Source organism: Bradyrhizobium sp. 2S1, assembly GCF_011516625.5.
GTDB lineage: Bacteria > Pseudomonadota > Alphaproteobacteria > Rhizobiales > Xanthobacteraceae > Bradyrhizobium > Bradyrhizobium septentrionale.
Map to the genome: position 1 here is coordinate 7,470,340 of NZ_CP147717.1, position 26,381 is coordinate 7,496,720.

Here is a 26,381-nt window from a genome sequence, read left to right on the forward strand (position 1 = left end):
TCGGGCGACAATGGTTTGAAACGCTAAAGCCGGGATTAACGCAGCGGGGACGCTGCAAAGCTCGTACCAAGGCTCGTACAGTGCGACCCGTGTCGGCAACGTGCGACATGCGCGCTAGCTTGTTGGGGACAATTCGGCACATGCCGATCGATTGGATGAAAAGGGCGCTCGTTGCCGCAGCGCTGCTCGCGTCGTTGACGGCGCTGAGCGGCTGCTCGAGCACGATTGCCGATATGACCATGCCGGCCGACGCTCCGGCGCGGCCGAAGGATGCCACCGGCTACCTCCCGGTCCACGATCTGCCGCCCGACCGCGCCGATCCGACCATCAAGCCGGCGGATCAGGCCAAGATCGAGCAGGAGCTGATCGCCGCGCGCGAGCGCCAGGCGTCGGCGGCAGCCCAGAGCGGGACGCCAGCCCCAAGCGCGACGACAGCCCAGAGCGGGAAGTAGGCGTTCCAGGTGGCCGATCAGCGCTGGCGCCGCCCGGTGTCCGTGCTAAAAGAACCTCAATTCAACCGCATATCCGGCCGCAGCCCTCAGATCGTGCGCCTGAATTCGCTCTAAGTTATTGATTTAGCGCGATTTCTGTAAGAGCCCGAGCAGGCTTCGGCATCGATCCCAAGGGCGTCGATTCTGGCATCGCGGTTGTCGGAGCAAGGGTCCCATGGAAGATTTTTACCGCATTCGCCGTCTGCCGCCTTACGTCTTTGAGAAGGTCAACCAGGCCAAGGCGGCCGCGCGCAACGCCGGGGCCGACATCATCGACATGGGCATGGGGAACCCGGACCTGCCGACCCCGCCGCATGTGATCGAGAAGCTGAAGGAGACGCTGGGCAAGCCGCGGACCGACCGCTACTCGGCCTCGCGCGGCATCAACGGCCTGCGCAAGGCCCAGGCCGCCTATTATGCCCGCCGTTTCGGCGTCAAGCTCAACCCCGATACCCAGGTCGTGGCCACCCTCGGCTCGAAGGAGGGGTTTGCGAACGTCGCGCAGGCGATTACCGCGCCCGGCGACGTCGTGCTGTGCCCCAATCCGAGCTATCCGATCCATGCCTTCGGCTTCCTGATGGCGGGCGGCGTGATCCGCTCGGTGCCGTCGGAGCCGACGCCGCAGTTCTTCGAGGCGGTCGAGCGGGCCATCATTCATTCGATCCCGAAGCCGATCGCGCTGATCGTCTGCTATCCGTCGAACCCGACCGCCTATGTCGCGGACCTCGACTTCTACAAGGATCTCGTCGCGTTTGCGAAGAAGCACGACATCTTCATCCTGTCCGATCTCGCCTACGCGGAAGTCTATTTCGACGAGAACAATCCGCCGCCATCGGTGCTGCAGGTCCCCGGCGCGATCGACGTCACCGTCGAGTTCACCTCGATGTCGAAGACGTTCTCGATGGCCGGCTGGCGCATGGGCTTTGCGGTCGGCAATGAGCGCATCATCGCAGCGCTGGCGCGGGTCAAATCCTATCTCGATTACGGCGCCTTCACGCCGGTCCAGGTGGCGGCGACCGCCGCGCTGAACGGCCCTGACGACTGCATCCGCGAGATGCGCGACACCTACCGCAAGCGCCGCGATGCGCTGGTCGAGTCGTTTGGCCGTGCCGGCTGGGAGATTCCGCCGCCGCAGGCCTCGATGTTCGCCTGGGCGCCGCTGCCCAAGGCGTTCGAGGCGGTCGGCAGCATGCAGTTCGCAACCCTGATGGTGGAGAAATCCGGCGTCGTGGTGTCGCCCGGCGTGGCGTTCGGCGAGCACGGCGAAGGCTATGTCCGCATCGCGATGGTGGAGAACGAGCAGCGTATCCGGCAGGCCGCGCGTGGCGTGCGCCGCTTCCTTGAAAGCGGCATCGAAACGTTGCACAACGTCGTTCCTCTCGCCAACCGGCGCTAATCCTTCCAGGTTGCTTAATCTCATGGTCGCACCCCTGAACGTGGGCATAGCGGGGCTCGGCACCGTCGGTGCCGATGTCGTCCGCCTCATCGAAACGCAAGGACGGGCGCTGGCCGAGCGCAGCGGCCGCAGCATTCGCGTCGTCGCCGTCACGGCGCGCTCGAAAGCCAAGAAGCGCGGCCTCGACCTGCGCGGCATCGCGTGGGCGAAGAGCCCCGAGGCGCTGGCCGCGGATCCTAATATCGACTGCTTCGTCGAATTGATGGGCGGGGCCGGCGATCCTGCGCTCTCTGCGATCGAGACGGCGCTGAAGGCCGGCAAGTCGGTCGTCACCGCCAACAAGGCGCTGATCGCCAAGCACGGCCTGCGTCTTGCGACAGCCGCCGAGAAGCACGGCGGCGCGCTGAATTTCGAGGCGGCGGTCGGAGCGGCGATCCCGGTCATCAAGACGCTGCGCGAGGGCCTCGCCGGCACCAGCGTCAACCGCGTCTACGGCATCCTCAACGGCACCTGCAATTACATCCTGACTCGGATGGAGGAGGGTCTGTCTTTTGAAGAATGCCTGAAGGACGCCCAGCGTCTCGGCTATGCCGAAGCCAATCCGTCGTTCGACGTCGATGGTCACGACACCGCGCAGAAGCTCGCGATCCTGGCGAGCCTCGCGTTCGGAACCAAGGTCGCCGAAAGCGCCGTCTACGTCGAGGGCATCTCCTCGATCACGCCGGAGGACCTCAAAGCGGCCGCGGAACTCGGCTACCGGGTCAAGCTGCTCGGCGTCGCGGTGCGCACGGCAAAGGGCATTGAGCAGCGCGTGCATCCGACCATGGTGCCGAAATCGTCCCCGATCGCGCAGGTGATGGGCGTCACCAACGCGGTGGCGATCGACGGCGAGGGCATTCCGCCGATCACGCTGGTCGGCCCGGGCGCCGGTGGCGGCGCGACCGCCTCGGCCGTGGTCGCCGACATCGCCGACGTCGCCCGCGGCATCCGCGCCAAGCCGTTCGGGCGCCCGGTGGAGCGGTTGCGCGACACCGCCAAGGCGCCGATGGAACGTCATGAGGGTGGTTATTATATCCGCCTGATGGCGCGCGATCTTGCAGGCACTGCCGCAACAATCGCCACCCGGCTTGCGGAACAGAAGATATCTCTGGAGTCCATCGTGCAGCGGCATCCGGATGGCGTCGATTTGAACGGTGCGGCCAAAAAACCTTCACCGGTCCCGGTCATTCTGATTACCTATGCGACCAGCGAGGATGCCGTGCATCGCGCGCTGGCCGCAGTGCAACGCGATAAGGTCATCAGCGGCAGGCCGCAGGTGATCCGGATCGAGAAAAACTAGCGCATGGCCTGAACGGGTCGGGCGTGAGACGATTGATGCGGGCAGGCTGGCCTGTCCCCGAGGCTTAAGGAGTACGCTGATGTCGACCCATATTTCCGTTCCGCCGCAAATGTTGCTTGAGCGCATCCTGACGCTCGAAATCGTGCGGGTGACGGAGCGCGCGGCGGTCTCTGCCGCGCGGCTGCGCGGCCATGGCCAGGAGAAGGCCGCCGACAAGGCAGCGGTCGACGCGATGCGGCGCGAACTCAACAAGCTGCCGATCGAGGGCACGGTCGTGATCGGCGAGGGCGAGCGCGACGAGGCGCCGATGCTGTTCATCGGCGAGAAGGTCGGCCTCAATGCCGGTCCCAAGGTCGACATCGCGGTCGATCCGCTCGAAGGCACCACGCTGTGCGCCAAGAACATGCCGGGCTCGATCGCCACCATGGCGATGGCCGACGGCGGCACGCTGCTGCACGCGCCCGACGTCTACATGCAGAAGATCGCGATCGGTCCCGGCTACGCCAAGAACGTGATCGAGCTCGACGCGCCGCCGGCCGACAATGTCCGCCGCCTCGCCAAGGCCAAGGGCGTCGATCCGACTGCCATCAACGTGCTGGTGCTCGACCGTCCGCGCCATGCCGACATCATCAACAGCGTGCGCTCCACGGGCGCTGCCGTACAGCTGATCACCGACGGCGACGTCGCCGGCGTCATTCACTGTGCCAAGCCCGACGAGACCGGCGTCGACATGTATATCGGCACCGGCGGCGCGCCCGAGGGCGTGCTGGCGGCGGTTGCGCTGCGCTGCATCGGCGGTCAGATGCAGTGCCGCCTGATCCTCGACACCGAGGAGAAGCGCGAGCGCGCGCACAAGATGGGCGTCATCGATCCGAAGATGATCTACGGCATCGAGGACATGGCCAAGGGCGACTGCCTGTTCGCCGCCACCGGCGTCACCACCGGCTCGCTGCTCACGGGCGTGAAGTTCAAGAAGGACGTGATCGAGACCGAGACGGTCGTGATGCGCTCGGTCACCGGCACCGTGCGCTACATCAAGGCCGAGCACCGGCAGCTGGAGAAGTTCCACCTAGACTAATATCCGCTGTCGTTCCGGGACGATGCGTAGCATCGAACCCGGAACCTCGAGGTTCCGGGTCTGGTGCTTACGCACCATCCCGGAACGACGGGATAAATAACAACAAGAAGAAGGGAGACGAGCATGTCCGATCTGTCCGGCGTCAAGGCACTGGTGTTCGACGTGTTCGGAACCGTCGTCGACTGGCGCACCAGCCTGATCAACGATTTCGCCAAGTGGGGCGAGACGCGCGGCATCAAGGCCGACTGGACCGCGCTGGTCGATGGCTGGCGCGCGGTCTACGCGGCCTCGATGGACGAGGTGCGCAAGAACCCGCAGAACGGTTACGTGATCCTCGACGTGCTGCACCGCCGCTCGCTGGAGAAGCTGGTCGCGCAGTTCGACGTCAAGGGCCTGACCGAAGCCGACCTGCAGCACCTGACGCTGGGCTGGCATCGCCTGCACGGGTGGCCCGACAGCGTCGCCGGGCTGACGCGGCTGAAGACCAAATACATCATCTCGCCGCTCTCCAACGGCAACGTCGCGCTGCTCACCAACATGGCGAAGTTCGCAGGCCTGCCGTGGGATCTGGTCATGTCCGCCGAGCTGTTCGAGCATTACAAGCCCGATCCGGAAACCTATCTGGGCGCCGCAAAACTGCTCTGCCTGCCGCCGGAGCAGGTGATGATGGTCGCCGCGCACAATTACGATCTGAAGCACGCGCAGAAGCATGGCCTCAAGACCGCCTTCGTGGCGCGGCCGGCCGAATACGGACCCCTGCAGAAATACGATTTCGAAGCCACCGGCGAATGGGACATCGTGGCCAAGGATTTCGGGGAAATCGCGACCCGGATGGGCTGCTAGAACTGGTCTGCGAATCATTGAAGCGCTACGATTCCTGGTTGGAGCGTCGGTTCTGATTGGGTCGGAAGCGGAGCTCTAGATTTGTTGTGACGCGTTTTCTTCACGCGAACCGTTGGCCGCTTCGCTCGAAATCGCTCTGGCTCCAGAAGGGATCATGACGCTGCACGCATCCGCATTGCCCGTCGAGGCGCCGCCGGCGTTCCTCGGCGTGACGCGGTCGTTGACCGGAAAGCTCTGGCGCGACCGGCTGGATGCGCGCGGGGCGGCCCGGGCGCTTGCGATGGTCCAGCGTCACAATCTGCCGGAGATGCTGGCACGGGTGCTGGCCGGGCGCGACGTCGCGATAGATGAGGTCGCCGACTTCCTCGACCCGACCATCCGCAAGCTGATGCCGGATCCCCACACGGTCACCGAGATGGAGCTTGCCGCCAAGCGCATCGCGGATGCCGCGGTGCGCGGCGAGAAGGTCGCGATCTTCGGCGACTATGACGTCGACGGCGCGACCTCGGCGGCGCTGCTGACCTGGCATCTGCGCCATTGCGGGCTGGATCCCCTGATCCATATTCCCGACCGCATCTTCGAAGGCTACGGTCCGAACATCGACGCTGTCCGCGCGCTGGCCGCCAAGGGCGCGACGCTGCTGGTCACGGTCGATTGCGGCACCACCAGCATCGAGCCGCTGGCGGAGGCGAAGAAGCTCGGGATGTCGGTCGTGGTGATCGATCATCACCAGACCGGCGATGAGCTGCCCGAGGTCGACGCGCTGGTGAATCCGAACCGGCCCGACGATCTCTCAGGGTTGGGTCATCTCGCAGCCGTCGGGCTCGTGCTGGTGACATTGGTCGCGGTCAATCGCGAGCTGCGCCAGCGCGGTTTCTGGAGCAGCGAGATGCCGGAGCCGGACCTGCTCGGCATGCTGCATCACGTCGCGCTCGGCACCGTCGCCGACGTCGCGCCGCTGATCGGACTCAACCGCGCCTTCGTCGCCAAGGGCCTGATCGCGATGCGCCGCCGCGACCATGTCGGCCATACCGCGCTGATGGATGTGGCGCGGCTGAACGGGCCGCCAGAGGCCTGGCATCTCGGCTTCATGCTGGGGCCGCGCATCAATGCCGGCGGGCGCATCGGGCGCGCCGATCTCGGCGTGCGGCTGCTGCTGGAGGGCGATGTCTCGGAGGCAGCGCGGATCGCGGCCGAACTCGACCGGCTCAACGGCGAACGGCGTGTGATCGAGCAGGCGGCTGAGGCGCAGGCCGAAGCCGAGGCGCTGGCTTCGCTCGGGCTAGAGGACAAGGGCGCGGTGATCGTCACCGCGGCGGAAGGCTGGCACCCCGGCGTGGTCGGGCTGGTCGCGGCGCGGCTGAAGGAGAAGTTCGCGCGTCCGGCGTTTGCGATCGCGCTCGAGCCGGGGGGCATCGGCACCGGATCGGGCCGCTCGATCGGCGGCGTCGATCTCGGAAAGGCGGTGCGGCAGGCGGTGCATGACGGCTTGCTGATGAAAGGCGGCGGCCACGCGATGGCGGCCGGCGTCACGCTGCGCAAGGAGAAGCTCGCCGAATTCCGCGCCTACATGGAAAGCGCGCTGGCGGCCGACGTCGCCAACTCGCGTCACGAGAACGAGCTCTTCATAGATGGCGCTGTCACCGCGCGCGCGATGACGCCGGAATTTGCCGCGACGCTCAATCGCGCCGGCCCGTTCGGCAGCGCCAATCCGGAGCCGGTGATTGCGCTGCCGTCGCATCAGCTGGTCTATGCCGACGAGGTCGGGCAGGCGCATCTGCGGCTGCGCTTCAAATCCGGCGACGGCTCGATCGTCAACGGTATCGCATTCCGCTCCGTCGGACAGAAGCTCGGCAGCGCCTTGACGCAAAATCGCGGCCAGCAATTGCACGTGGCAGGCTCTCTCGCAGTCGACCGTTGGCAAGGCACCGAACGTGTGCAATTCCGTGTGCTCGACGTCGCGGTGCCGGATCAGGGCCCGACGGTGATCCGATAAGAAGCGTTGGGAGAGGACATGTCTGGACAGGTTGAGGGCAAGGTCGCGCTGGTGACCGGCGGCGCGTCGGGTATCGGCGAGGCCATCGTCGAATTGTTCGCGCAGGAAGGCGCGACCGTGGTTGCGACCGATATCGATGAGTTGCGGGGACCGGAGCTCGCCGCGCGGCTCAAGAAGGCGGGTCGCGAGGTGATCTTTCTGCCGCAGGACGTCACCAGCGAGGAGCGCTGGATCGAGGTCGTCGCTGACATCGGCAAGCGCTATGGCCGCCTCGATATCATGGTGTCGAACGCCGGCATCGGCATCGGCGCGCCTTCGATTGTCGAGATGTCGCTCGCCGACTGGCGCCGGCAGACCGCGATCAATATCGACGGCGTGTTCCTGTCGGTGAAGCATTCCTTGCCGCTGATGCGCAAGCATGGCGGCGGCTCCATCATCATGATGTCGTCGCTCGCTGGGTTGCGCGGAGCCGCGAACCTCGCCGGCTACAGCGCGACCAAGGGCGCGGTGCGGCTGTTCGCCAAGTCGATCGCGATGGAATGCGCACAGGTGAACGACGGCATCCGTGTCAACTCCGTGCATCCCGGCATCATCGACACGCCGATCTGGGGCAAGATTCCGACCGGTGCGACCGGCGCCGGCCAGAACGCGCCGATCGATCCGGAGGAGCGTGCCAAATTCGCAACGCCGCTCGGCCGCGCCGGCCAGGCCATCGAGATCGCGCAGGGCGTGCTCTATCTCGCCTCGGATGCGTCGCGCTACGTCACCGGCACCGAGCTCGTGATCGACGGCGGCATGAACGCGGGCGGCGTGGTGCGGCAGCCGAAATAATCTCCGTCATTGCGAGAAGCCACCCGGTCGGCGCAAAGCGCCGCCGGATGGCTGGCTCCGCGACGAAGCAATCCATGCTGCCGCACGCGCGGATTGATGGATTGCTTCGCTCCGCCCGCAATGATGGCGGATGGCGAGCGGCCTTGCCGTTTTGACCTTACGCATCGAGATGGGATGCAACCTATGGACGAATGAGGAGCTGCCCGGTATCAATCGTCGGCGAAATGTAGCGCCGATCAGTTTGGTCGCTTGAAGGGAAAATCATGCCGACCGTATTAAACACGATCCTCCTGGTCTTATCCTTGTCGATCGGCTTGACGGCTTCGGCGATGGCCGAGCAGTTGCAGGACTGGGAGGCAGCCTATCGGCGAAACGATTTCACAACTGCATATCGGCTTTTGTGCCCGCTGGCTGACGGCGGCGATGTCAATGCCCAGTATAGTCGCGGTGTGATGCTTCGCGATGGGCGAGGGGTACCGCAGGATGCTGCCGAGGCCGCGGTGTGGTTTCGCAAGGCGGCTGGGCAGGACGACGCCAAAGCCCAATATAATTTGGGAGCAATGTACCTATCCGGACAAGGCGTACCGCAGGACTACGCTGCGGCGGAACGATTGTTTCGTAGTGCCGCGCGCCAAGGCATGTCTCAAGCCCAGCACAACCTCGGCGTAATGTTTCGCGATGGGCTTGGCGTTCCACAAAATTCCGTCGAGGCGGCGACGTTGTTTCGGAAAGCCGCGCAACAGGGCCTTGCACCCGCACAATACAATTTGGGCGTTATGCTTCTTTCGGGGCAAAATGTTGAACGGAATCCTGCCGAGGCGATGGCATGGTTTCGCAAGGCCGCGGAGCAGGGCGTGGCTCAGGCTCAGTATAATCTCGGAGTTTCGTTGCGCGATGGGTACGGCGGGCCCCAGAATCAGGCTGAGGCTGTCGCGTGGCTTCGCAAGGCGGCTGAACAGGGGAATGTAAAAGCGCAATCTGAACTCGGATCAGCCTTGCTCGCCGGACAAGGGGTGCCGCAGAGTTACCCGGAGGCGGCGACGTGGTTTCACAAGGCGGCTGTGCAAGGGGATACCAAAGCGCAGTACAATCTCGGTGTGATGTTGGTCGCCGGGCAAGGTTTACCTCAGAACTATGCCGACGCCGGAGTGTGGTTTCGCAAGGCGGCCGAACAGGGTGATGCGAAAGCGCAGTTAAACCTCGGAGTGCTGCTGCGCGATGGGCAAGGGGTGCCACGGAGTGCCTCTGAGTCGGTGCTGTGGTTCCGCAAGGCGGCCGAGCAAGGCGAAGCCAGCGCTCAACACAATCTTGGCGCAATGCTTTTGGCTGGAACAGGCGTCCGACAAGACCTTGCTGAGGCAGCGACCTGGTTTCGCAAGGCCGCTGAGCAAGGAACGGCTCAATCGCAATACAATCTCGGATTGATGTTAGCCGACGGGCTTGGTGTGGACGCCTATAAGTATTTCACGCTGGCTGCGCATCAATCTGATGTGTCGACAACAGGCTTCGCAAATCAGGCCACACAAGCGCGAGAAATGTTGGCAAAACGGATGACCCCTTCTCAAATTGCTGAAGCACAAAATCTCGCAAGCGAATGGAAGCCAAGCTCGAAATAGCAGATACGGCAAGTGTCTATAAGGTTTTCGGCTTGCCTGCTGTCCGTCCATCGCGTCATTTCGGGGCTGCTCAGCAACCACATCGCTCCATGAGCGGACATTAACGCCGGTGCGTGATGCTGCCGGCGTCATCGGAAGACGGCCTAGCCGCCTTGCCGTAGCCGCGCCAGCACCTTGAGCCCGCCGTAACCATCGGCGGGCAACAGGCCCATTTTGACCTGATAGTCCTTGATCGCCTTCATGGTGTCGTTGCCGACGCGGCCGTCGGTGCCGCCGGTGTCGAAGCCGGCCTTGGTCAGGCGCGTCTGCATCTCCTGCACCTCCGCGAGCGTCAGTGCGCGCTCCGAGCCGGGGAAGGGCTGGATGAAGGGCGGTCCGCCGAGGCAGCGGTCGCCGAGATGGCAGATCGCCAGCGCGTAGTTCATCGAGGGATTGTAGCTCTTCACCGAATTGAAGTTGGGGCCGAGCAGGAACGCGGGGCCGCCGGCAACCGGGATCCAGAGCTGCGCTGACGCGTTCGGCTGCGGAAACGGCTGGCCGTCGGCTCTGACGACGCCGGCGCTGGCCCAGGCCGCGTAGGTGCGGCTGCCGCTGGCACCGCCGGGCGCGCGGACCTCGTAGCCCCAATGCTCGCCGCGGTGCCACTTGCCGCGATTGACCAGGTATTTCGCGGTCGAGCCCAGCGCGTCGTCGGGACGGCCGAACGGCGAGACCTTGCCGTCGCCGTCATAGTCGAAGCCGACATTGAGCCAGACTTCCGGCATCCATTGCGAATGGCCCATCGCGCCGGCCCAGGAGCCGTTCATCTCCTCAGGCGTGCTCCAGCCGCGCTGCACGATCTTCATCGCGTTGATCAGCTCGGTCTCCCAATAGGCCTTGCGACGCGGCTCGTTCCAGGCGAGCGCCGCAAGCGAGGGAAACACCGGCGTCATGTGGTTCTGCTGCACCAGCGGATCGCCATAGGCTGATTCCACGCCCCACAGCGCGAGCAGCGTGCCGCGCTCGACGCCGAAGTCGCGCTCGATCCGGCCGAACAGCGCCTCGTTCTTCTTGAGCGCCTCGCGGCCGTGGATGATCCGCCAGTCGGAGACGCGCCGGTTGATGTACTGCCAGATCTGCTCGTGGAATTCGGGCTGGTTGCGCATCTGCCTGAACACGCTCATGTCGGGCTCGACCCGTCCCATGCAGCGGTTCCAGGTCGCCTCCGAAATGCCCTTTGCGAGGGCGCGGGCGCGAAAATTGTCGCGCCATTGGTCGAAGCCAGGAGGCGCGGCCGCCAGCGCGTCGAGCGGATTGGTCAGCGCGACGCCTGCCGCGAGCCCCGCCTTCAGGAGGTCGCGACGGGTAGGGGAGTTCAAAGAATCAGGCTGTTTCATGCGGCCAGTCTAGCGGCGCCGTCGAAATGGGCCAAAAGCCACGCCGCCGCAGGGACTAGCTATCCTGCAAATCTGTGGCGATTTTTGACAGCCATTGGCGGACAATTTGTTCCGACTTGCCGTCAAGGCTGGCGGCGAGCCGGCGCTCCTGCGCCTGGGCGATATGGCGGCATTTCTCCAGCAGCGCGGTTCCATGGCTGGTCAGCGTCCACTGCAGCACGCGGCCGTGGAGGGGGTGCGGCGTCTTGCGGATCGCGCCGTCGCGTTCGAGGTTGCGGATGATCACGCTGACGGTCTGCGGGGTCAGAAACGCCACCCGCGCCAGATCGGCGCCTGAGAGCCCCGGATAGGCCTTCAGCATCGTCAGCACGACGAATTGCGGCGAGGTGACGCCAAGCTGCGCGAGCGCGCGCTCCATCGACAGCCGCGAGGCCGCGTGCGCCTGGCGCAGCAGATAGGCGAGATAGCCCTGTTCGCCGCGCTTGCCTTCGCCGGGCGGCGGGATGGGCGTGGCGAGCAGGGCGTCTGCGGCCGATCCTGTCCCGACAGTAACCTTGCCGGCCGCCGTTTTCTCCGCCGGCCGCCGCTCGGCGACGCCCGATTTCCCGCGTTTCTGCATTCCCGCCATGTCGTCCGATGCCGCCTTCGCCGATGTCCGCATCTTGCTCAGTATCAGAGCTCTGATAATGTATCAGTACACTGATAACATGAGGCCAGGCCGATGTCACATGCCCGCAAGGAATACACCGACTTCGAGAAGCTCGCGCCCGATGTCTTCGCCACCGTGCGTGCGCTCGGCCAGTTCGCGGCCAAGGCCGGTCTCGACAAGCAGCTGCTCGAGCTCGTCAAGCTGCGCGCCTCGCAGATCAACCGCTGCGCGTTTTGCGTGCAGTACCACATCCTGCAAGGCGAGAGCCTCGGCGTGCCCACAGACAAGCTCAACCTCGTCGTGGTGTGGCGCGAGGCGCCGCAGTTCTCGGCCCGCGAGCGCGCGGCGCTGGCCTGGACCGAAGCGCTGACGACCTTGCCGAACGGTGTCAGCGACGAGGTCTATGCCGAGGTCTCCGCCGAATTCTCCGAGCAGGAGCTGACCTATCTCACCTCGGCGATCGCATCGATCAATGTCTGGAACCGGTTCGGCGCAGCCTATCGCTGGACGCCGCCGCCGCGCAGGCAGAACGCGGCGGCTTCGTGAGCCGGACCGCGCGCGACGAATGAAGCAGCAACTGACAGGGGAGAAACACCAATGACCTCGATCGTGATGACACCATTTCTTCCATTCGCGCGATCGCCGCGGCCGGTCTCGCTGGCCATAGCAGCGGGACTGGCCTGCGCCTTCGTGATCGGCAAGGCCTTGCCGACGCCGATGGATGCGATCGCCTCGGTGATCGCGCCGCTATGCGCGAGCGCGAATGCGGCGTCGCCGCTCGACAAGGTCGAGGTCATCACCTCGCATGCGTTGCCGAACGTGGCGGGCAAGCGGGTCACGGTGGTGCGCGTGTTCTACGGTCCCGGCGGGTTCACGCCGCCGCACCGTCATTCGGGTTCGGTGACCGCCTACATCACCAAGGGTGAAATCCGGCCCCAGCTCGGCGGCGGACCGGTCGAGACCTTCAAGGTCGGCCAGTCCTTCTTCGAGCCGCCGGGCTCGACCCACATGGTGTCGGCCAATGCGAGCACCACGGAGCCGGCGGAGCTGATCGCCGTGTTCGTCGCGGATGAGGGCGCGCAGCTGACCACGATGCTCGAATAGCGATCGGCGGGGCTCAGGTCTTGCAAGACGCGCGCACTGGACCAGTTCGGTGCCGAACTCGCGTGAAAGTGGACCTTGCGCGCAATGCGGTGCGTGGATTGATTGCGCGACAGGTTGCTGCGCAGGCTACTGACGAGGAACAAACCGATGACAAGTCTGAAGGGGCTCTCCGCCTTCCCGATTACGCCCTCGAACCGGGATGGGCGGGTGGATGTGGGAGCTCTCCGCGCATTGCTCGAGCCCGTGATCGCGGCGAAGGTGGATTCGATCGGGCTGCTCGGAAGTACCGGTTCATATCCGTATTTCAGCCGCGACGAGCGGCGGCGGGCCGTTCAGGCAGCTGTTGCCCCGGCCGAAGGTCAAATGCCGATCTTGGTTGGCATCGGCGCACTGCGCACCGACGATACGGTGCGGCTGGCCCAGGATGCGCGTGCGGCCGGCGCGACGGCCGGCCTTTTGGCGGCGGTTTCCTATACGCCTTTGACCGACGACGAGGTCTTTGAGCATTTTCAAACCGTGGCCCGCGAGAGCGGGCTGCCGATTTGCATCTACGACAATCCCGGAACGACCCATTTCCGATTCACGCCGGCACTCATCGGCCGTTTGAGCTGCGTCGAGGGGATCGTCGCGGTGAAGAGTCCTGCGCCGGACGCGTCCGCTGTGTCCGGCCATCTCGGGGAATTGCGGGCTGTCGTTCCAGGCGGCCTCGCGTTGGGTTACAGCGCCGACTGGAATTGCACCGAGGCGCTGTTGGCAGGTGGGGACACCTGGTACAGCGTTCTTGCAGGCATTTTCCCCAAGGTTTGCGTGGACATCGTCCGTGCCGTGACGAGCGGCGATGCGGTCCGGGCGCGGCAGCTCAATGCGAGTCTGCAGCCGATGTGGGATCTGTTCAAGACATTCTCGGGTCTGCGCGTTGTCTACGCGATCGCCAATCTCAGAGGTGTCTGCGTGGCCGAGCCGCCGCGTCCGATCTTGCCGCTGCCCGCGGACGCCCAGAAGAAGATCAGTGAGGTGTTGGCCGGAATGGACATCGGTTGATCGCATCACACGGTGTGATGGCGCGCATCGATGCCATTTCGAATGGAGCCCGCGGTCGTCCCGCTGGCGTCGTGGCTTCCATCGGCGTGCAAAATCGGCATAACAATCGCTGGAGCGTTTTCGAGCGAAGTGGACGCCGGTTCGCGTGAAGAAAGCGCGTCAAGACAAGAAACTAGAGCTTCGGTTCTGATTCCATCAGAACCGAAGCTCTAGGTGTGCTCGCTAGCCCGGAGGTGTTCGATGCGATTGCCGGCAATTCTGTTGACGCTTCTGGTTCCCGCGATGGCCTGGGCCGAGGAGCCGGCAACCAATGCGCCTGCGCTGTGGGGCAGTCCCACCGTCGACAATGGCGCGTGCTGCAAGACGCTTGGCGAGGTGCGCAGCAATATCGACCGGCTCGACCGCGAGATCGTGCGCCTGATAGCCGAGCGCGGCCGTTACGTTCATGAAGCTGCCCGCTTCAAGGCCAACCCCGCGCAAGTCGAGGCGCCGGAGCGCGCCGAGGCGGTGGTGAAGAAGGCGACGGCGCTCGCGGAAGCGGACGGGCTGTCGCCCAAGGTTGCCGAAGCCGCCTATCGCGCGATGGTGCGCGCCTTCATCGACTACGAGCAGGGCATCTTCGCCGATGCCGCCGCGCGCGGCGACGCGCCCTGGAAGAAGTAAGCGCACGCGCTGACCATGCGGTGCTCGCTCCAGCGCATGGTCGCGAAATAGCCGGTCGACGGCACTGCACAGCGATGGTGCGCGCTAGGAGCTTGTCTGGATAGTCGCTGTTCAAATCTGGTCGGGTCTGATTCAACATTGGGCGATGAGCAAGTATTTTCGGCCTTGGAACATCGATCAGACGCTGCTTCTGCCGCCGAATGTGCAGGACTTCGTGCCGAAAGGCCATGTCTCGCGGTTTATGGTTGATCTGGTGCGGGAGAGCCTCGATCTCAGGGAGATCATGGGCAGCTATGTGAGCGGGCTTGGGCAGCCGCCGTTTGATCCGCGGATGATGGTGGCGCTGCTGCTGCATAGCTATGCGAGTGGGCTGTATTCGTCGCGTCGGATTGCCAAGGCCTGCCGGGAGCGGAACGATTTTGTGATGATCGTGGCGCTGGATGCGCCGGATTTTCGGACGATCAGCGACTTTCGCAAGCGACATTTGAAGGCGCTCGGCGCGCTATTCGTGCAGGTTCTGAAGTTGTGCGAGACGGCCGGGCTGGTCAAGCTCGGTCATGTCGCGCTGGATGGTACGAAGATCAAGGCGAACGCGTCGAAACACAAGGCGATGAGTTATGAGCGCATGAAGAAGCGCGAGGCGGAATTGAAGGCCGAGGTCGCTCGCATGCTGGCGGCCGCCGAGGCGGCGGATGCCTCGGAGGATGAGACTTTCGGCAACAGCGACGAACTGCCGGACTGGACCGTCGACAAGCAGAAACGGCTGGCGAAGATCCAGCAAGCGATGGCGGCGCTGGAAGCGGACGCCAAACTGGCGGCGGAGGAAGAGCGCCGCATCGAGGCCGAAAAGGAACAGCAGCGCCAGGCCGAAGGCCGCAAGAAGCCGGGCAAACCGGCGGCGCTGCCATCGGAGGAACCCAATCCCAAGGCGCAACGCAACTTCACCGATCCGGAAAGCCGCATCATGAAGTCGAAGGATGGCTTCGTTCAGGCCTATAATGCCCAGGCGGCCGTCGATGCACATGCCCAGATCATTGTCGCGCAAGAACTGACCCAGCACGGCAGCGATCAGGGCCAGTTGGTGCCCCTGATCGAGGCCATCGAGAGCAATCTTGGCCGCAAGCCGCGGCAGGCCTCAGCGGATTCCGGCTACTGCAGCGAAGCCAATCTCGAAGCGCTCGACACACGCAGCATCGATGGCTATGTCGCGCCCGGACGCGCCAAGCACCCGACAGTAGCGAACGGAAAAGTCGGCGGCCCGCTGACACAGGCCATGCGAAAGAAGATCGACGATGGCGGCTTCGAAACACCCTACCGATTGCGAAAGCAAGTGGTGGAGCCGGTGTTCGGGCAGATCAAACAGGCAAGAGGCTTCCGCCAGTTCCTGTTGCGGGGCATCGAGAAAGTGCGCGCCGAGTGGACAATGATCTGCACCGTCCATAACCTCCTCAAGCTGTTCAACCTCGCAAACGCAGCCTGAGCCTGCTACTCTACAACAAATGCCCGTCACGAAAACATATCTGGACGGGCTCCTAGAGCTTCGGTTCTGATTGAATCAGAACCGAAGCTCGAGCTTCTTGTTTTGACGCGTTTTCTTCACGCGAACCGGTGCCCACTTCGCTCGAAAACGCTCTAGTTGCCGCCACCCTCCAGGGTGTCGATGCGATGCACGACGTCGTCGGGCAGGGCGTGCGCCACGGCGGCCGCAGGTCCGGGCTCGGGTCCGATCTCGCGGCCGCGGCCGCGGATCAGTCGCTCATAGGCCGACACCAGCGTGGTGTACGGATTGACCCACAGCCAGCCGTCGCGGGTGAACACCTGGACGTCGAAGTGCAGATGTCGCGAGGTGCCGTTGGGGTGGTCAAGATAGTTCGAGACCACGCCGATCTTCTCGCCCTCGCTGACGCGGCGTCCGTTGAGCAAACCATCGGCATCCATCGCCGACGGGTTCATGTGCATGTAGCGGAAGCGGATATGCTCGGTGCGGGTGTTGACCTGTAATGTCGCGGCCTGCTGCTGCGGCGAGCGGATCACGATGCTGTCGCGCACCGCGACCACGCCCTGCTGCTTGGGGTCGCAACCGTCCTTGCTGTCTGCGGGACAGGCGCCTGGCCTGATATCCTGGCCCTGATGGCCAAAGCCGCTGGTGCATTGGCCGACCTCAAAGCTGCGGGCCTCGCAGAAATTGTCCTGCCAGGGATACACGTCGACCGTCGCGCCCGCCTTGCGCCTGGCGAAGGATTGCGAGTGTGCGAAGGCCGGCGCCTTCTCCAGTGGAAAGCGGATCTGCGAATAGACGGTGAGGTCGGCGTGGCCCCCTTGCTGCCTGTGTCCGCCGCTGCCCGCGATGATGTCGCCGCTCGGGCGGTAGATGAAGTCAGCCGATGCGGCCGCCGGCCGCTCGGCGATGTCGGAGGCGATGTCGCTGCGCGACCGCGACGGCTGGCCGCCTGCGATGTGCAACGCCTTCAGGAAGCGCTCGGCGACCGGATAGGCCTCACGACAGGCCAGCCGCTTCGGCCGCGGCGCGCTGTCGAGGCACTGGATCGAGACGACATAGGGAATCCCGAAACGGGTGAAGGCGTAGCGGACATAGCCTTCGCGGATGAAGCGGCGGATGTCCGGAAACTGCGCGGCCAGCGTCTTGACCGGCTCGCCCTTGCCGCCGAGCCGGTCGGCGAGGTCGTAGACCAGGATCGAGCCCGAGATCTGCACCTCGACCGGTTTGGCAAACGTCCGCGGCGGCATGCCGTCGCCGGCGCCCGGGTCGAGCGAGAACACCGCGTCGTAGCCGGACGTGCCGGCATGAAAGATATCGGCCGCGCGGAAATCGGCCTGATAGCGCGCGACCGAGAGGCTGTCCGGCGCACCGCTTTGCCGCGCATCGAGATAGCTTGCGGGGTCGAACGGCAGCAGCACCGGGATCGGGCTGCGCGCGATGCCGGGGAAGAGCGGCGACGTCAGCGCGTTCAGTTGCACCAGCGCGGGGGTCGCGCGCGGATCGGTGGCCGGGACCCGGCGTTGGCCGGCGAAGGCGAAGTTGGAGGCAATCGCCGGGCGGGTGCCGATCTCCTGCCGCAACTGGTCGAGCACCGCGCGCCATTCGACCCGCATGGCCGAGATCGACGCCGTTCGGAATTCGTCGGCATGAGCGCTGGGAGGAGGCGAGAGCAGGACTGCCAGCCAGCAACTGATGAAGCTGACAACCTTCCTGTTCACTGCACCCCCGGGCTCATGTCTGACCGCCGGGGATTCTAAAGCAATATCCGGAAAACTGTGTAGCGGTTTTCCGGAAACTTTATGCTTAAACAACGAGCTGATGCGCGGCGATGATTCATTCTAAATTACACCGCGCCTCAGCGCTCAGTCCTTGGCGCGTTCGACGTAGGAGCCGTCCTCGGTCATGACCACGATGCGCGTTCCGGCGGCGACGTGCGGCGGCACGCCGGTGCGCACGCCATTGGACAGGATCGCGGGCTTGTAGGACGAGGAGGCGGTCTGCCCCTTGGTGACGGGCTCGGTCTCGACCACTTCCAACGTCACGCGCTGCGGCAGCTGGATCGCGACCGGGTTGCCCTCGTGCATCGAGAGCTTCACAGTCATGTTCTCCTGCAGATACGGCGAGGAGGAGCCGACGATCTCCTTGGAGACCTGGACCTGATCGTAGTTGTCGTTGTTCATGAAGTGGAAGCCGTCGGCGTCTTCATAAAGGTAGTTGTAGTTGTGGTCTTCGACGGTGGCCTTCTCGACCTGGTCGGTGGTCTTGTAGCGCTCGGAGACCTTCACACCGTCGCCGATGCGGCGCATTTCGATCTGGCTGACCGGGGTGCCCTTGCCGGGGTGAATGTTCTCGGCGGACAAGACCACATAGAGCCGACCGTCCTGCTCGATGATGTTGCCCTTGCGGATGGAACTGGCGATGACTTTCAAAGGTGTTTTCCTGAATTTGGGAGGCGGGGGCGCAAACCGGATGGCAGCCCCTCGGCCATGGCGGCGATTTCGGGCTGCAACATACTGATTTGTCCCTGAGATGCCAGCCTTTTGCGGCCGATTTTGGCAGTTTGCCAACCGCTGAAACCGGCCCGGAACGGGCCGTTATGGCTGGTCCTTGCCGGGGATATTGCGGGCCTTCGCGTTGTGTTCGGCAAAGCTTGCAGGAACCGAAAACGTCCCGGTCTTCAGATCGTAGACGCAGCGCCAGTCCTCGACCCATGGGAAGGGGGGATGCTCGCCCTGGATGTCGAAGGACATGCCGAGCACGAGGTAGCGGCTGTCGGGCCATTTCATGCCCAGCCAGGCGTAGTTCTCGTCAAAACCCTTGATCAGGCCGATCTGCATATGGTCGAGCGTATAGGGGTCATCCGGGTCGCGGCGCACGCCTTCGGCTGCCGGCTGGGTGTAGAAGAAGTCCCAGGCCGCCTCGCCAAGCGGCTTTTCGGTCGCCGGCACGAACCGTTCGCCGGTCCGCTTGTAGAGGTAGAGGGTGTGGTAGCCGGCGCCGAGCTTCTGCATCCGCACCAGCCAGCGGCTGTCCGGGCTGAAGCGGAAGCCAGCCTGATAGCCGGCCGCGTCGGTGCCTTCGCCCTGGTTCAGCAGCGCGCCGTGCTTGCGGGCGCGGTCGAAGGTCCAGAACTGGAAGAGGAGACCTTCATCGCCCATGTCCTTCGCATACTGCTCGACGCGGACCGTTCGATCCGGCGAGGTAAAGCTTGCGTCCGCAACCCGCTTGAACTCGCTGCCCGGGCTGTCGGCCATTGCCGGCGTCGCCGCGGCCAAGCCGAGCAACAGCAGCAGTCCTGCACTTCGTAACCAGCCGACCATGGGCGCATCCCGTTTTCGCGCAACTGGCGGTGGGACGCGCGAACCGGTGTTCAGGTTCAGCGGATCGCGAACATGGACAAGGCGGGCGTCTTTCGACATGAAGGGATCAGCTAAGCCGGGTGGCGCGGAGACCAAGGTCGTGTGGGCCATGAAGTCATTTGAAATCAGTCACTTGTTCCCGACTCTTAAGTGGAGCCGGCGGCTTGTTGATGTGGAATCCATGAGATCCGGGGTGCACCGGCAATGACGGGTCATGACCAGACCTCGCCGTGGTGGACGCCGCAGCGCTATGCCGACCGCCGGCCATTCCTGCAGGCGCGGTCCGCGATCACGCGGGCGCTCCGCGGCTGGTTCGAGGAGCAGGGATTCGCTGAGGTCGAGACCGCCATCCTGCAGATCTCGCCGGGCAACGAGACGCATCTGCACGCGCCGCGCACCGAGCTGACGCGGGCCGACGGTTCGCATGCGACGCGCTATCTGCGCACCTCTCCGGAGTTCGCCTGCAAGAAGCTGCTCGCGGCCGGCGAGCCCAAGATCTACGAGTTCGCGCGGGTGTTCCGCGACCGCGAGCGCGGCGATCTGCATTTGCCCGAATTCACCATGCTGGAATGGTACCGCGCCAATGCCCCCTACGATGCCATCATGGCCGACACGATCGTCGTGATCGCGCATGCGGCGCAGGCGACCGGGATCGGGCGGTTTTCCTTCCGCGGCAGGATGGCCGATCCGTTTGCCGAGCCGGAGCTGCTGACGGTCGCGGCCGGCTTCGAGCGCTTCGCCGGCATCGATCTGCTGGCAACGATTGCGGGCCGCAAGGGCGATCGCGAGGCGCTGGCGTCGGCGGCGAAGGGGCGGGTGCGGATCGCCGACGACGACACCTGGTCGGATATCTTCAGCAAGGTGCTGGTCGAGCATGTCGAGCCCAATCTCGGTCAGGGCCGTCTGACGGTACTGTTCGAATACCCGTCGCCCGAGGCCGCTCTGGCGCGCACCAAGCCGGGCGAACCTCGGGTCGCCGAGCGTTTCGAGGTCTATGCCTGCGGCGTCGAGCTCGCCAACGGCTTTGGCGAGCTGACCGATGCGGTCGAGCAGCGCCATCGTTTCACCGCCGATATGGACGAGAAGGCCCGCCGTTACGGCGAGCGCTATCCGCTCGACGAGGATTTCCTTGCCGCGGTCGGCGAGATGCCGGAGGCCAGCGGGGTTGCGCTCGGCTTCGACCGGCTGGTGATGCTGGCGAGCGGCGCGCCACGAATTGATCAGGTGGTCTGGACACCGCCTGCAGGAGAGACATGAACAGGATCGATCCGAAGATGGCGGCGACCCTGCGCCAGCCGCGCGAACTGGTCGATGCCGGCCTCGCGCCGGTCGATGCGCTTGCCGGGCTCGAACAGGTGGCTGCGCGCTACGCGGTCGCGGTGACGCCGGAGCTTGTCGCGCTGATCGATCCGGCCGACGCCAATGATCCGATCGCACGGCAGTTCATCCCGAGCACCGACGAACTCGTGGAGCAGCCGGGCGAGAACGCCGATCCGATCGGCGACGATGCGCATTCGCCGGTGGCCGGGATCGTGCATCGTTATCCTGATCGGGTCCTGTTCAAGCTCGTGCATGTCTGCGCGGTCTATTGCCGGTTCTGTTTCCGGCGCGAAATGGTCGGGCCGGGAAAGGCCTCGGCCTTGTCCGACGACGCCTATCGCGCGGCGCTGGATTACATCCGGGCCCATCGGGAGATCTGGGAAGTCATCCTGACCGGCGGCGATCCCCTGATGCTGTCGCCGCGCCGGCTGACCGAGATCATGGCCGATCTCGCTGCCATCGATCATGTGAAGATCATCCGCATCCACACCCGCGTCCCGATCGCCGATCCCGGCCGCATCAATTCCGACATGATCGCGGCGCTGCGGGTCGAGGGCGCGACGACCTGGATTGCTGTTCACGCCAACCATCCGCGTGAACTGGGCGTCAATGCCCGCGCGGCGTGCGCGCGCCTTGCCGATGCCGGCATCCCGCTGGTCAGCCAGTCGGTCCTGCTGCGCGGGGTCAACGACGATGCCGCGACCCTCGAGGCGTTGATGCGCGCCTTCGTCGAGTGCCGCATCAAGCCGTATTATCTGCATCACGGCGACCTTGCGCCGGGCACCGCGCATTTGCGCACCACGATCGAAGCGGGGCAGGAGCTGATGCGGGCCTTGCGCGGGCGGGTCTCCGGACTGTGTCAGCCGGACTATGTGCTCGACATCCCCGGCGGCCACGGCAAGGCGCCGATCGGCCCGGCTTATTTGTCGCAGTCGGCTTCGCGCGAACGTGAAGATTCCGCGGAACGGCGCTACCGTATCGTCGATTATTGCGGTGACGTTCATCTCTACCCACCGCAATCGTGAGCCGGTCATGAGCGGGGCCGGGGACGGACGGCAGGAGCCGCCCGAGGACGAGAGCAACCGCAGCATCGAAAATGCTGTGATGTTCGGCTTCTTTGCGGTGCTGGTCGCCGTGGGAATCTGGCTCCTTGGCACGATGGCCGATATACGGAAAGTGCAGGATTGCGCAGCGCAGGGACGACGCAATTGTGTTACCGTCGAGGCGCCGGAACGGGCGCGATAGGGTTTAGAAGCAGCGGAGACGCGAGATGCGGAAGACAGTTTTGGTGATGGCTCTGATGATGGTTGCCCTTGGAGCGCCCCAGATCGGAGCACCCCAGGCTTGGGCGCAGCAGCAGGGCGGATCGTCCTCCATGCAGAAGAGCGCGCCGCTGCCGGAGGCGCCGATCGGACATCGTCAGCCACGCCGCGGCGACGTTCCCAACGAGAAGAACCTCAACGATCCGAACAGCGCGGTGAACAAGGAAGACGCCGCGCTCGACAGGAAGATCAAGAACATCTGCCGCGGTTGCTAGTACCTACTGTTCTTAAAGCGTGAGTCGTGATTCAAGGTCGGGATGATACCCGAAGCAAGAGAAGTCCACCTTTCGAGGAAAGATCGCAAGGTGCTTGAGGCGTGTTGCCGCTCCCCGGTGACGTTGCAGCGCGATTTGAAGCGGGCGCGGATAGTTCTGTTGGCGGCGGATGGACGCAGCACTCGGTCGATCGCCAAGGAAGTTGGGGTCCAGCCGCGGATTGTCAGCCTTTGGCGGCATCGCTATGCCGACCAAGGCCTTGAAGGGCTGCAAGACAAGCCGCGACCGGGCAAGCAGCCAATCTATACGAAGGCCACCGACAAGCGGATTCTGAAGCTGCTGGACAAGCCGCCGCCGGACGGGTTCGCACGCTGGACCGGGCCCCTGCTGGCCGGGGCGCTGGGCGATGTTGACGTCCAATATGTCTGGCGGTTCCTGCGCAGCCACAAGATTGACCTCGCGGCTCGTAAGTCCTGGTGTGAGAGCAACGACCCGAACTTTACGGCCAAAGCCGCCGATGTTGTCGGCCTCTATGTCGCCCCGCTCGCGAAGGCCATTGTGCTGTGCGTGGACGAGAAGCCCTCGATCCAGGCTTTGGAGCGAGCGCAGGGTTATCTGAAGTTGCCCAATGGCCGCGCCTTGACCGGCCAGAGCCACGATTACAAGCGGCATGGCACCACAACATTGTTTGCGGCGCTCGAAGTCGCCACCGGAAAGATCATCGCGGCGCATTCAAAACGCCGACGCCGCGTCGAGTTTCTCGACTTCATGAACAGCGTCACCGCGGCTTTTCCGAACCGGAAGCTTCACGTCATCCTCGACAACCTCAACACCCACAAGAAGAACGAGCATTGGCTCAAGGCCCACCCCAACGTGCAATTTCATTTCACGCCGACAAGTGCGTCTTGGCTCAATCAGGTCGAGGTATGGTTTTCGATCTTGCAGGGGCAGTCGCTCAGCGGCACCTCCTTCACAAGCCTCACGCAGCTTCAGGAGCACATCGATGCCTACGTCAACGCATACAACGACAGAGCCGAGCCCTTCGTCTGGACCAAGAAAAAGGTCCGTCAACGCCGTTTCAAAGGCCGCCGTATCACTCAGCTCTGATTCTGGGTACTAGCACTACTTTGGCAGATTGTTAGATTCGGGCGTTTGATTAGGATTCCCGAATCGATTTTTCAATGATTCATGGGTGGTCGGCTCTTGGAGGGCTGACCATGGCGGAATGGGAAGACGAACTCGAACGCTGGCTGAAGCCTTTTCTGGATCGGTTGGGTCATAAGACCCGACAGCGGATGTGTCCGCTGTACGTTGCGGGATTAATCGGTCCCGGCGATCGCAAGAGCGTTCAGCCGATGGCGGAACGCGTTGCATCGGGCAACTACGATCAGCTGCACCATTTCATCGCCGATGGTGTCTGGAGCGCGACACCGCTGGAATCTGAACTGTTAAACCAAGCCGACCGGCTTGTCGGCGGCAAGGATGCGGTGCTCGTTATTGACGACACGGCAATGCCGAAGAAGGGCGAACGCTCGGTTGGCGTCGCGCCTCAATATGCGTCCTCCCTTGGCAAAACGGCAAATTGCCAAACGCTGGTGTCGCTGACACTCGCGCGCGGCGAAGTGCCGGTAATGGTCGCGCTGCGTCTCTTTCTGCCCGAGATCTGGACGAGCAACGTGTCTCGTCTAAAGCGCGCTCGCGTGCCGGTCGAACACCGAACGGCACGGTCCAAGCCGGAAATTGCTTTGGCGGAGATTGACCGCGCGATGGCAGCCAACGTGCGTTTTGGATGTGTGCTGGCGGATGCAGGATACGGGCTCAGCGCACCGTTTCGACAAGGGCTAACAGAACGCGGGCTGGCCTGGGCTGTCGGCATCCCGCGGCACCTCAAGGTGTACCCGGTTAATGTCCAGCTCATTTGGCCGGTTACCAAAGTCCGCGGGAAACCACGAAAGCACCACCAGATATCTTATCGATTGCGGCAGAACAAATGTTGGCCAGCGCGAAATGGAAAACCCTGAGTTGGCGCAGCGGGACGAAAGGTCGGCTGAAAGCCCGATTTGCTGCTCTCCGTGTCCGCACCGCCGACGGCCCTCCGCAGCGGATTTGGGATAAGGGTCAGCAGCATCTCCCGGGCGACGAAGCTTGGCTCATCGGCGAGCAACGCGCCTCGGGGGAGAAGAAATACTATCTCGCCAACCTCCCTGCGGCGACGGATCTGCGCACACTGGCCGCCACCATTAAGGCAAGATGGATTTGTGAACAGGCGCATCAGCAGTTGAAGGAAGAGCTTGGACTTGATCACTTCGAAGGGCGATCATGGCAGGGTCTTCATCGCCACGCCCTGATGACAATGATTGCCTACGCCTTCCTGCAACATCGTCGCCTCGCACACGCGGGGCGGAAAAAAAAGAATCAACGGACCTCCGCCTCAGCCAACCATGCCCGCCGTACGTCACGCTATCGTCAATCTCATCCTTCGGTCACCGTCTCAAAGGTGTCCATACTGCCGAAAACAAATCCTTGAAAAACAGTGGCGCAAACACATTCTGCCAAAGTAGTGCTAGGCTGCGTTCTCATTAACTTCGACGACGCCGGCTTCGCTCCGATAGCGGCGATCTTGTGCCAGCGCGCAAAATGATGCGATCGGCCGAACCCGGAAGTCGCCGCGGCGAGACTTCCGGGTTCAAACGGGTCGAGCGCGTGGTCTTGCTTGGGTCATGGCGACGCCGGAGATCGCGAGCAGTCCACCGACAATCAACTTTGGCGTCATGCGGTCACCAAGGAACAACACGCTCGAAATCAAGGCGAACACCGGAAGCAGCAGGCCGAATGGTGCGACGCGGCCCATGGAGCAACGGGCAATCAGCCAGAACCAAAGGCCAAAACCCGACAATTCCTCCGATGAAGATTGTGTAGGCGAGTGCCAGCCAACCGCGTCCGTCCGCCGTGACAAGGCTCGCCAGCTGTCCGTATTCGAGCAGCAGCGACATCACCATGACCTGCGGCACGGTGAGCAGCGACGACCACCCCATCAACATCAGGGGATCAAAAGGGCCATAGCGTTTCGTCAAGACGTTGGATACGGCGAATGCGAAGGCTGCGCCAACCACAAGCAGCAGCGGAAGCGGGTTCGCCGACAGGCCTGGCTCCGCTGCCAGCACGACGACGCCGGCGAATGCGAGCACCACTCCGGCTGATGTGATGAGCGACGGTCGCTCCGCGAGCAGCGGCCAGGCCAGCAGGACCGTGAAGGGCGTGGCGAGTTGATAGGCGATGGCCGACATGCTTCCCGAGCCGAGCCCAAGGCCAACATAGAACAGCCCGAAGTTCAGGCCGCCAAGGAAAAGAGAAATAGCGGCGACAGGGCCGAATTGTTGGCGCGTGGGTCTCTTGACGAACGGCACAAGCAGCAGCGCGATGGCCAGGAAGCGCAGCGCGAGGAAGAACAGCGGCGGAAACTCCGCAACTCCCACCTTGATGGCCACGAACTGATAACCCCACAGCAAGGGAACGGCCACTGCGCAGACCATCTGAACGGCAGACATGGCATCCTTTCTTTCAAGACCATTCGGTCCAGATTTAGGCGCGCTCAGAGCCGGAGTGTCCGTGGGTTGCTTACCTGGTGAAACGGTCGAGAAGGGCGTCGGCGGTGGCTTGCGATGTGATCCGTGCCGGCGCCGTTTTGCCGACCACCCGCAGCCCCTCGACGAAACAGACGAGAATTCGGGCGGCGGTCGAAGGCTCCACGCCATCGGCCAGCTTGCCGACTGCCTTTGCGCGGGAAAGTGCATCCGCCACTCTGGCCTCCATGACTTTGAAGAAGCTCGCGATGCGACGGCCAACGTCGGCATCCTGGCCGGCCAGTTCCATGGCTGTGGCCACCAGCAGGCATCCGCGCCGGCCATTGGCACCGCTGGTGCGGTCGACGTAGCCGGCAAGGTAGGCCCGCAGGCCGTCGACCGGCTCTCTGCCGGGGGCGAGTTCGATATCCATCCGTGTCACGGCATCGGCGATGTAGCGATCAAGCGCTCGCAAGAACAGCGAGTGCTTGTCACCGAAAGCGGCGTAAAGGCTGCCGCGCGAGAGCTTCGTCGCACGAAGCAGGTCCGGCAGCGCGGTGGCATGATAGCCGCGCGACCAGAACACGCCCATTGCGCGTTCGACAGCAGCGTCCACGTCGAAACTTCGGGGGCGGCCACGGGGCAACTGCACAGGGGTTTGGCGGCTCATCGCCAATA

At 64.0% G+C, this 26,381-nt stretch carries 24 protein-coding genes and 2 pseudogenes; 19 read left to right on the plus strand and 7 right to left on the minus strand.

From position 1 onward, the window contains the following. Positions 1-140: 140 nt before the first annotated feature. From HAP54_RS35130 to HAP54_RS35165, 8 genes are all read left to right on the plus strand, one after another. Positions 141-452, plus strand: coding sequence for a hypothetical protein (locus tag HAP54_RS35130; protein ID WP_166294976.1), 312 nt, complete (start codon positions 141-143; stop codon positions 450-452). Positions 453-666: 214 nt separating this feature from the next. Further along, on the plus strand, positions 667-1,887 hold the full coding sequence (locus HAP54_RS35135; protein ID WP_166294978.1) for an LL-diaminopimelate aminotransferase: 1,221 nt from the start codon (positions 667-669) through the stop codon (positions 1,885-1,887). A 22-nt stretch (positions 1,888-1,909) separates the two neighbouring features. Further along, entirely contained in the window at positions 1,910-3,226 is a 1,317-nt protein-coding gene (locus HAP54_RS35140) for a homoserine dehydrogenase (protein ID WP_166294980.1), read from the plus strand. 79 nt (positions 3,227-3,305) lie between these two features. Beyond that, positions 3,306-4,304 (plus strand): class II fructose-bisphosphatase, encoded by a 999-nt coding sequence (glpX, locus tag HAP54_RS35145; RefSeq protein ID WP_029083354.1) that lies wholly within the window; start codon positions 3,306-3,308, stop codon positions 4,302-4,304. 123 nt (positions 4,305-4,427) lie between these two features. After that, positions 4,428-5,147, plus strand: a complete 720-nt coding sequence (locus tag HAP54_RS35150) for a haloacid dehalogenase type II (protein WP_166294982.1) — start codon at positions 4,428-4,430, stop codon at positions 5,145-5,147. Between the two features lie 154 nt (positions 5,148-5,301). Continuing rightward, positions 5,302-7,143, plus strand: coding sequence for a single-stranded-DNA-specific exonuclease RecJ (gene recJ, locus HAP54_RS35155; protein ID WP_166294984.1), 1,842 nt, complete (start codon positions 5,302-5,304; stop codon positions 7,141-7,143). An 18-nt stretch (positions 7,144-7,161) separates the two neighbouring features. Next, on the plus strand, positions 7,162-7,974 hold the full coding sequence (locus HAP54_RS35160; protein WP_166294986.1) for an SDR family NAD(P)-dependent oxidoreductase: 813 nt from the start codon (positions 7,162-7,164) through the stop codon (positions 7,972-7,974). A 263-nt stretch (positions 7,975-8,237) separates the two neighbouring features. Further along, complete coding sequence (locus tag HAP54_RS35165) at positions 8,238-9,590, plus strand: tetratricopeptide repeat protein (RefSeq protein ID WP_166294988.1); 1,353 nt, start codon at positions 8,238-8,240, stop codon at positions 9,588-9,590. A gap of 143 nt (positions 9,591-9,733) precedes the next feature. Here HAP54_RS35165 and HAP54_RS35170 read toward each other — a convergent pair whose 3' ends face one another. Both HAP54_RS35170 and HAP54_RS35175 read right to left on the minus strand, forming a co-directional pair. Continuing rightward, on the minus strand, positions 9,734-10,966 hold the full coding sequence (locus HAP54_RS35170; protein WP_166294990.1) for a lytic murein transglycosylase: 1,233 nt from the start codon (positions 10,964-10,966) through the stop codon (positions 9,734-9,736). A 55-nt stretch (positions 10,967-11,021) separates the two neighbouring features. Then, positions 11,022-11,594: a MarR family winged helix-turn-helix transcriptional regulator gene (locus HAP54_RS35175; protein WP_166306702.1), complete on the minus strand. Its 573-nt coding sequence runs from the start codon at positions 11,592-11,594 to the stop codon at positions 11,022-11,024. A gap of 93 nt (positions 11,595-11,687) precedes the next feature. On the opposite strand from HAP54_RS35175, the gene HAP54_RS35180 reads away from it, so the two are divergent. The 5 genes from HAP54_RS35180 to HAP54_RS35200 all read left to right on the plus strand — a co-directional run bounded on the left by HAP54_RS35180 (position 11,688) and on the right by HAP54_RS35200 (position 15,903). After that, positions 11,688-12,161, plus strand: coding sequence for a carboxymuconolactone decarboxylase family protein (locus HAP54_RS35180; protein ID WP_166294992.1), 474 nt, complete (start codon positions 11,688-11,690; stop codon positions 12,159-12,161). A 51-nt stretch (positions 12,162-12,212) separates the two neighbouring features. After that, positions 12,213-12,719, plus strand: coding sequence for a cupin domain-containing protein (locus HAP54_RS35185; RefSeq protein WP_166294994.1), 507 nt, complete (start codon positions 12,213-12,215; stop codon positions 12,717-12,719). A 147-nt stretch (positions 12,720-12,866) separates the two neighbouring features. Beyond that, complete coding sequence (locus tag HAP54_RS35190) at positions 12,867-13,760, plus strand: dihydrodipicolinate synthase family protein (protein ID WP_166294996.1); 894 nt, start codon at positions 12,867-12,869, stop codon at positions 13,758-13,760. Between the two features lie 240 nt (positions 13,761-14,000). Then, positions 14,001-14,423 (plus strand): chorismate mutase, encoded by a 423-nt coding sequence (locus tag HAP54_RS35195; protein ID WP_210297484.1) that lies wholly within the window; start codon positions 14,001-14,003, stop codon positions 14,421-14,423. Positions 14,424-14,568: 145 nt separating this feature from the next. Further along, positions 14,569-15,903, plus strand: coding sequence for an IS1182 family transposase (locus tag HAP54_RS35200; RefSeq protein ID WP_166202952.1), 1,335 nt, complete (start codon positions 14,569-14,571; stop codon positions 15,901-15,903). A gap of 152 nt (positions 15,904-16,055) precedes the next feature. Here HAP54_RS35200 and HAP54_RS35205 read toward each other — a convergent pair whose 3' ends face one another. The 3 genes from HAP54_RS35205 to HAP54_RS35215 all read right to left on the minus strand — a co-directional run bounded on the left by HAP54_RS35205 (position 16,056) and on the right by HAP54_RS35215 (position 19,394). After that, positions 16,056-17,537 (minus strand): M23 family peptidase, encoded by a 1,482-nt coding sequence (locus tag HAP54_RS35205; protein ID WP_414646161.1) that lies wholly within the window; start codon positions 17,535-17,537, stop codon positions 16,056-16,058. A gap of 249 nt (positions 17,538-17,786) precedes the next feature. Then, positions 17,787-18,353 (minus strand): elongation factor P, encoded by a 567-nt coding sequence (gene efp / locus HAP54_RS35210; RefSeq protein WP_029083344.1) that lies wholly within the window; start codon positions 18,351-18,353, stop codon positions 17,787-17,789. 165 nt (positions 18,354-18,518) lie between these two features. Next, positions 18,519-19,394, minus strand: a complete 876-nt coding sequence (locus tag HAP54_RS35215; RefSeq protein WP_166295000.1) for a hypothetical protein — start codon at positions 19,392-19,394, stop codon at positions 18,519-18,521. A 93-nt stretch (positions 19,395-19,487) separates the two neighbouring features. Here HAP54_RS35215 and epmA point away from each other — a divergent pair, with 93 nt between their 5' ends. The 6 genes and pseudogenes from epmA to HAP54_RS35245 all read left to right on the plus strand — a co-directional run bounded on the left by epmA (position 19,488) and on the right by HAP54_RS35245 (position 24,667). Further along, on the plus strand, positions 19,488-20,540 hold the full coding sequence (epmA, locus tag HAP54_RS35220) for an EF-P lysine aminoacylase EpmA (RefSeq protein WP_166295002.1): 1,053 nt from the start codon (positions 19,488-19,490) through the stop codon (positions 20,538-20,540). Beyond that, positions 20,537-21,628 (plus strand): lysine-2,3-aminomutase-like protein, encoded by a 1,092-nt coding sequence (locus HAP54_RS35225; protein WP_166295004.1) that lies wholly within the window; start codon positions 20,537-20,539, stop codon positions 21,626-21,628. Before epmA ends, HAP54_RS35225 begins: the two co-directional genes overlap by 4 nt. Beyond that, positions 21,597-21,848 carry a hypothetical protein gene (locus HAP54_RS35230; protein WP_248114404.1) on the plus strand — a complete coding sequence of 84 codons (252 nt, stop codon included), beginning with the start codon at positions 21,597-21,599 and terminating at the stop codon, positions 21,846-21,848. Before HAP54_RS35225 ends, HAP54_RS35230 begins: the two co-directional genes overlap by 32 nt. Before the next feature lie 25 nt (positions 21,849-21,873). After that, positions 21,874-22,140: a hypothetical protein gene (locus HAP54_RS35235; protein WP_166295008.1), complete on the plus strand. Its 267-nt coding sequence runs from the start codon at positions 21,874-21,876 to the stop codon at positions 22,138-22,140. A gap of 42 nt (positions 22,141-22,182) precedes the next feature. Then, positions 22,183-23,247: an IS630 family transposase gene (locus HAP54_RS35240; RefSeq protein ID WP_166295010.1), complete on the plus strand. Its 1,065-nt coding sequence runs from the start codon at positions 22,183-22,185 to the stop codon at positions 23,245-23,247. Positions 23,248-23,321: 74 nt separating this feature from the next. Next, positions 23,322-24,667: pseudogene (locus HAP54_RS35245) on the plus strand (IS701 family transposase). A 159-nt stretch (positions 24,668-24,826) separates the two neighbouring features. Here HAP54_RS35245 and HAP54_RS35250 read toward each other — a convergent pair. Further along, positions 24,827-25,688, minus strand: a pseudogene (locus HAP54_RS35250) (DMT family transporter). A gap of 70 nt (positions 25,689-25,758) precedes the next feature. Beyond that, complete coding sequence (locus HAP54_RS35255) at positions 25,759-26,373, minus strand: TetR/AcrR family transcriptional regulator (protein WP_175619561.1); 615 nt, start codon at positions 26,371-26,373, stop codon at positions 25,759-25,761. Positions 26,374-26,381: the final 8 nt, after the last annotated feature.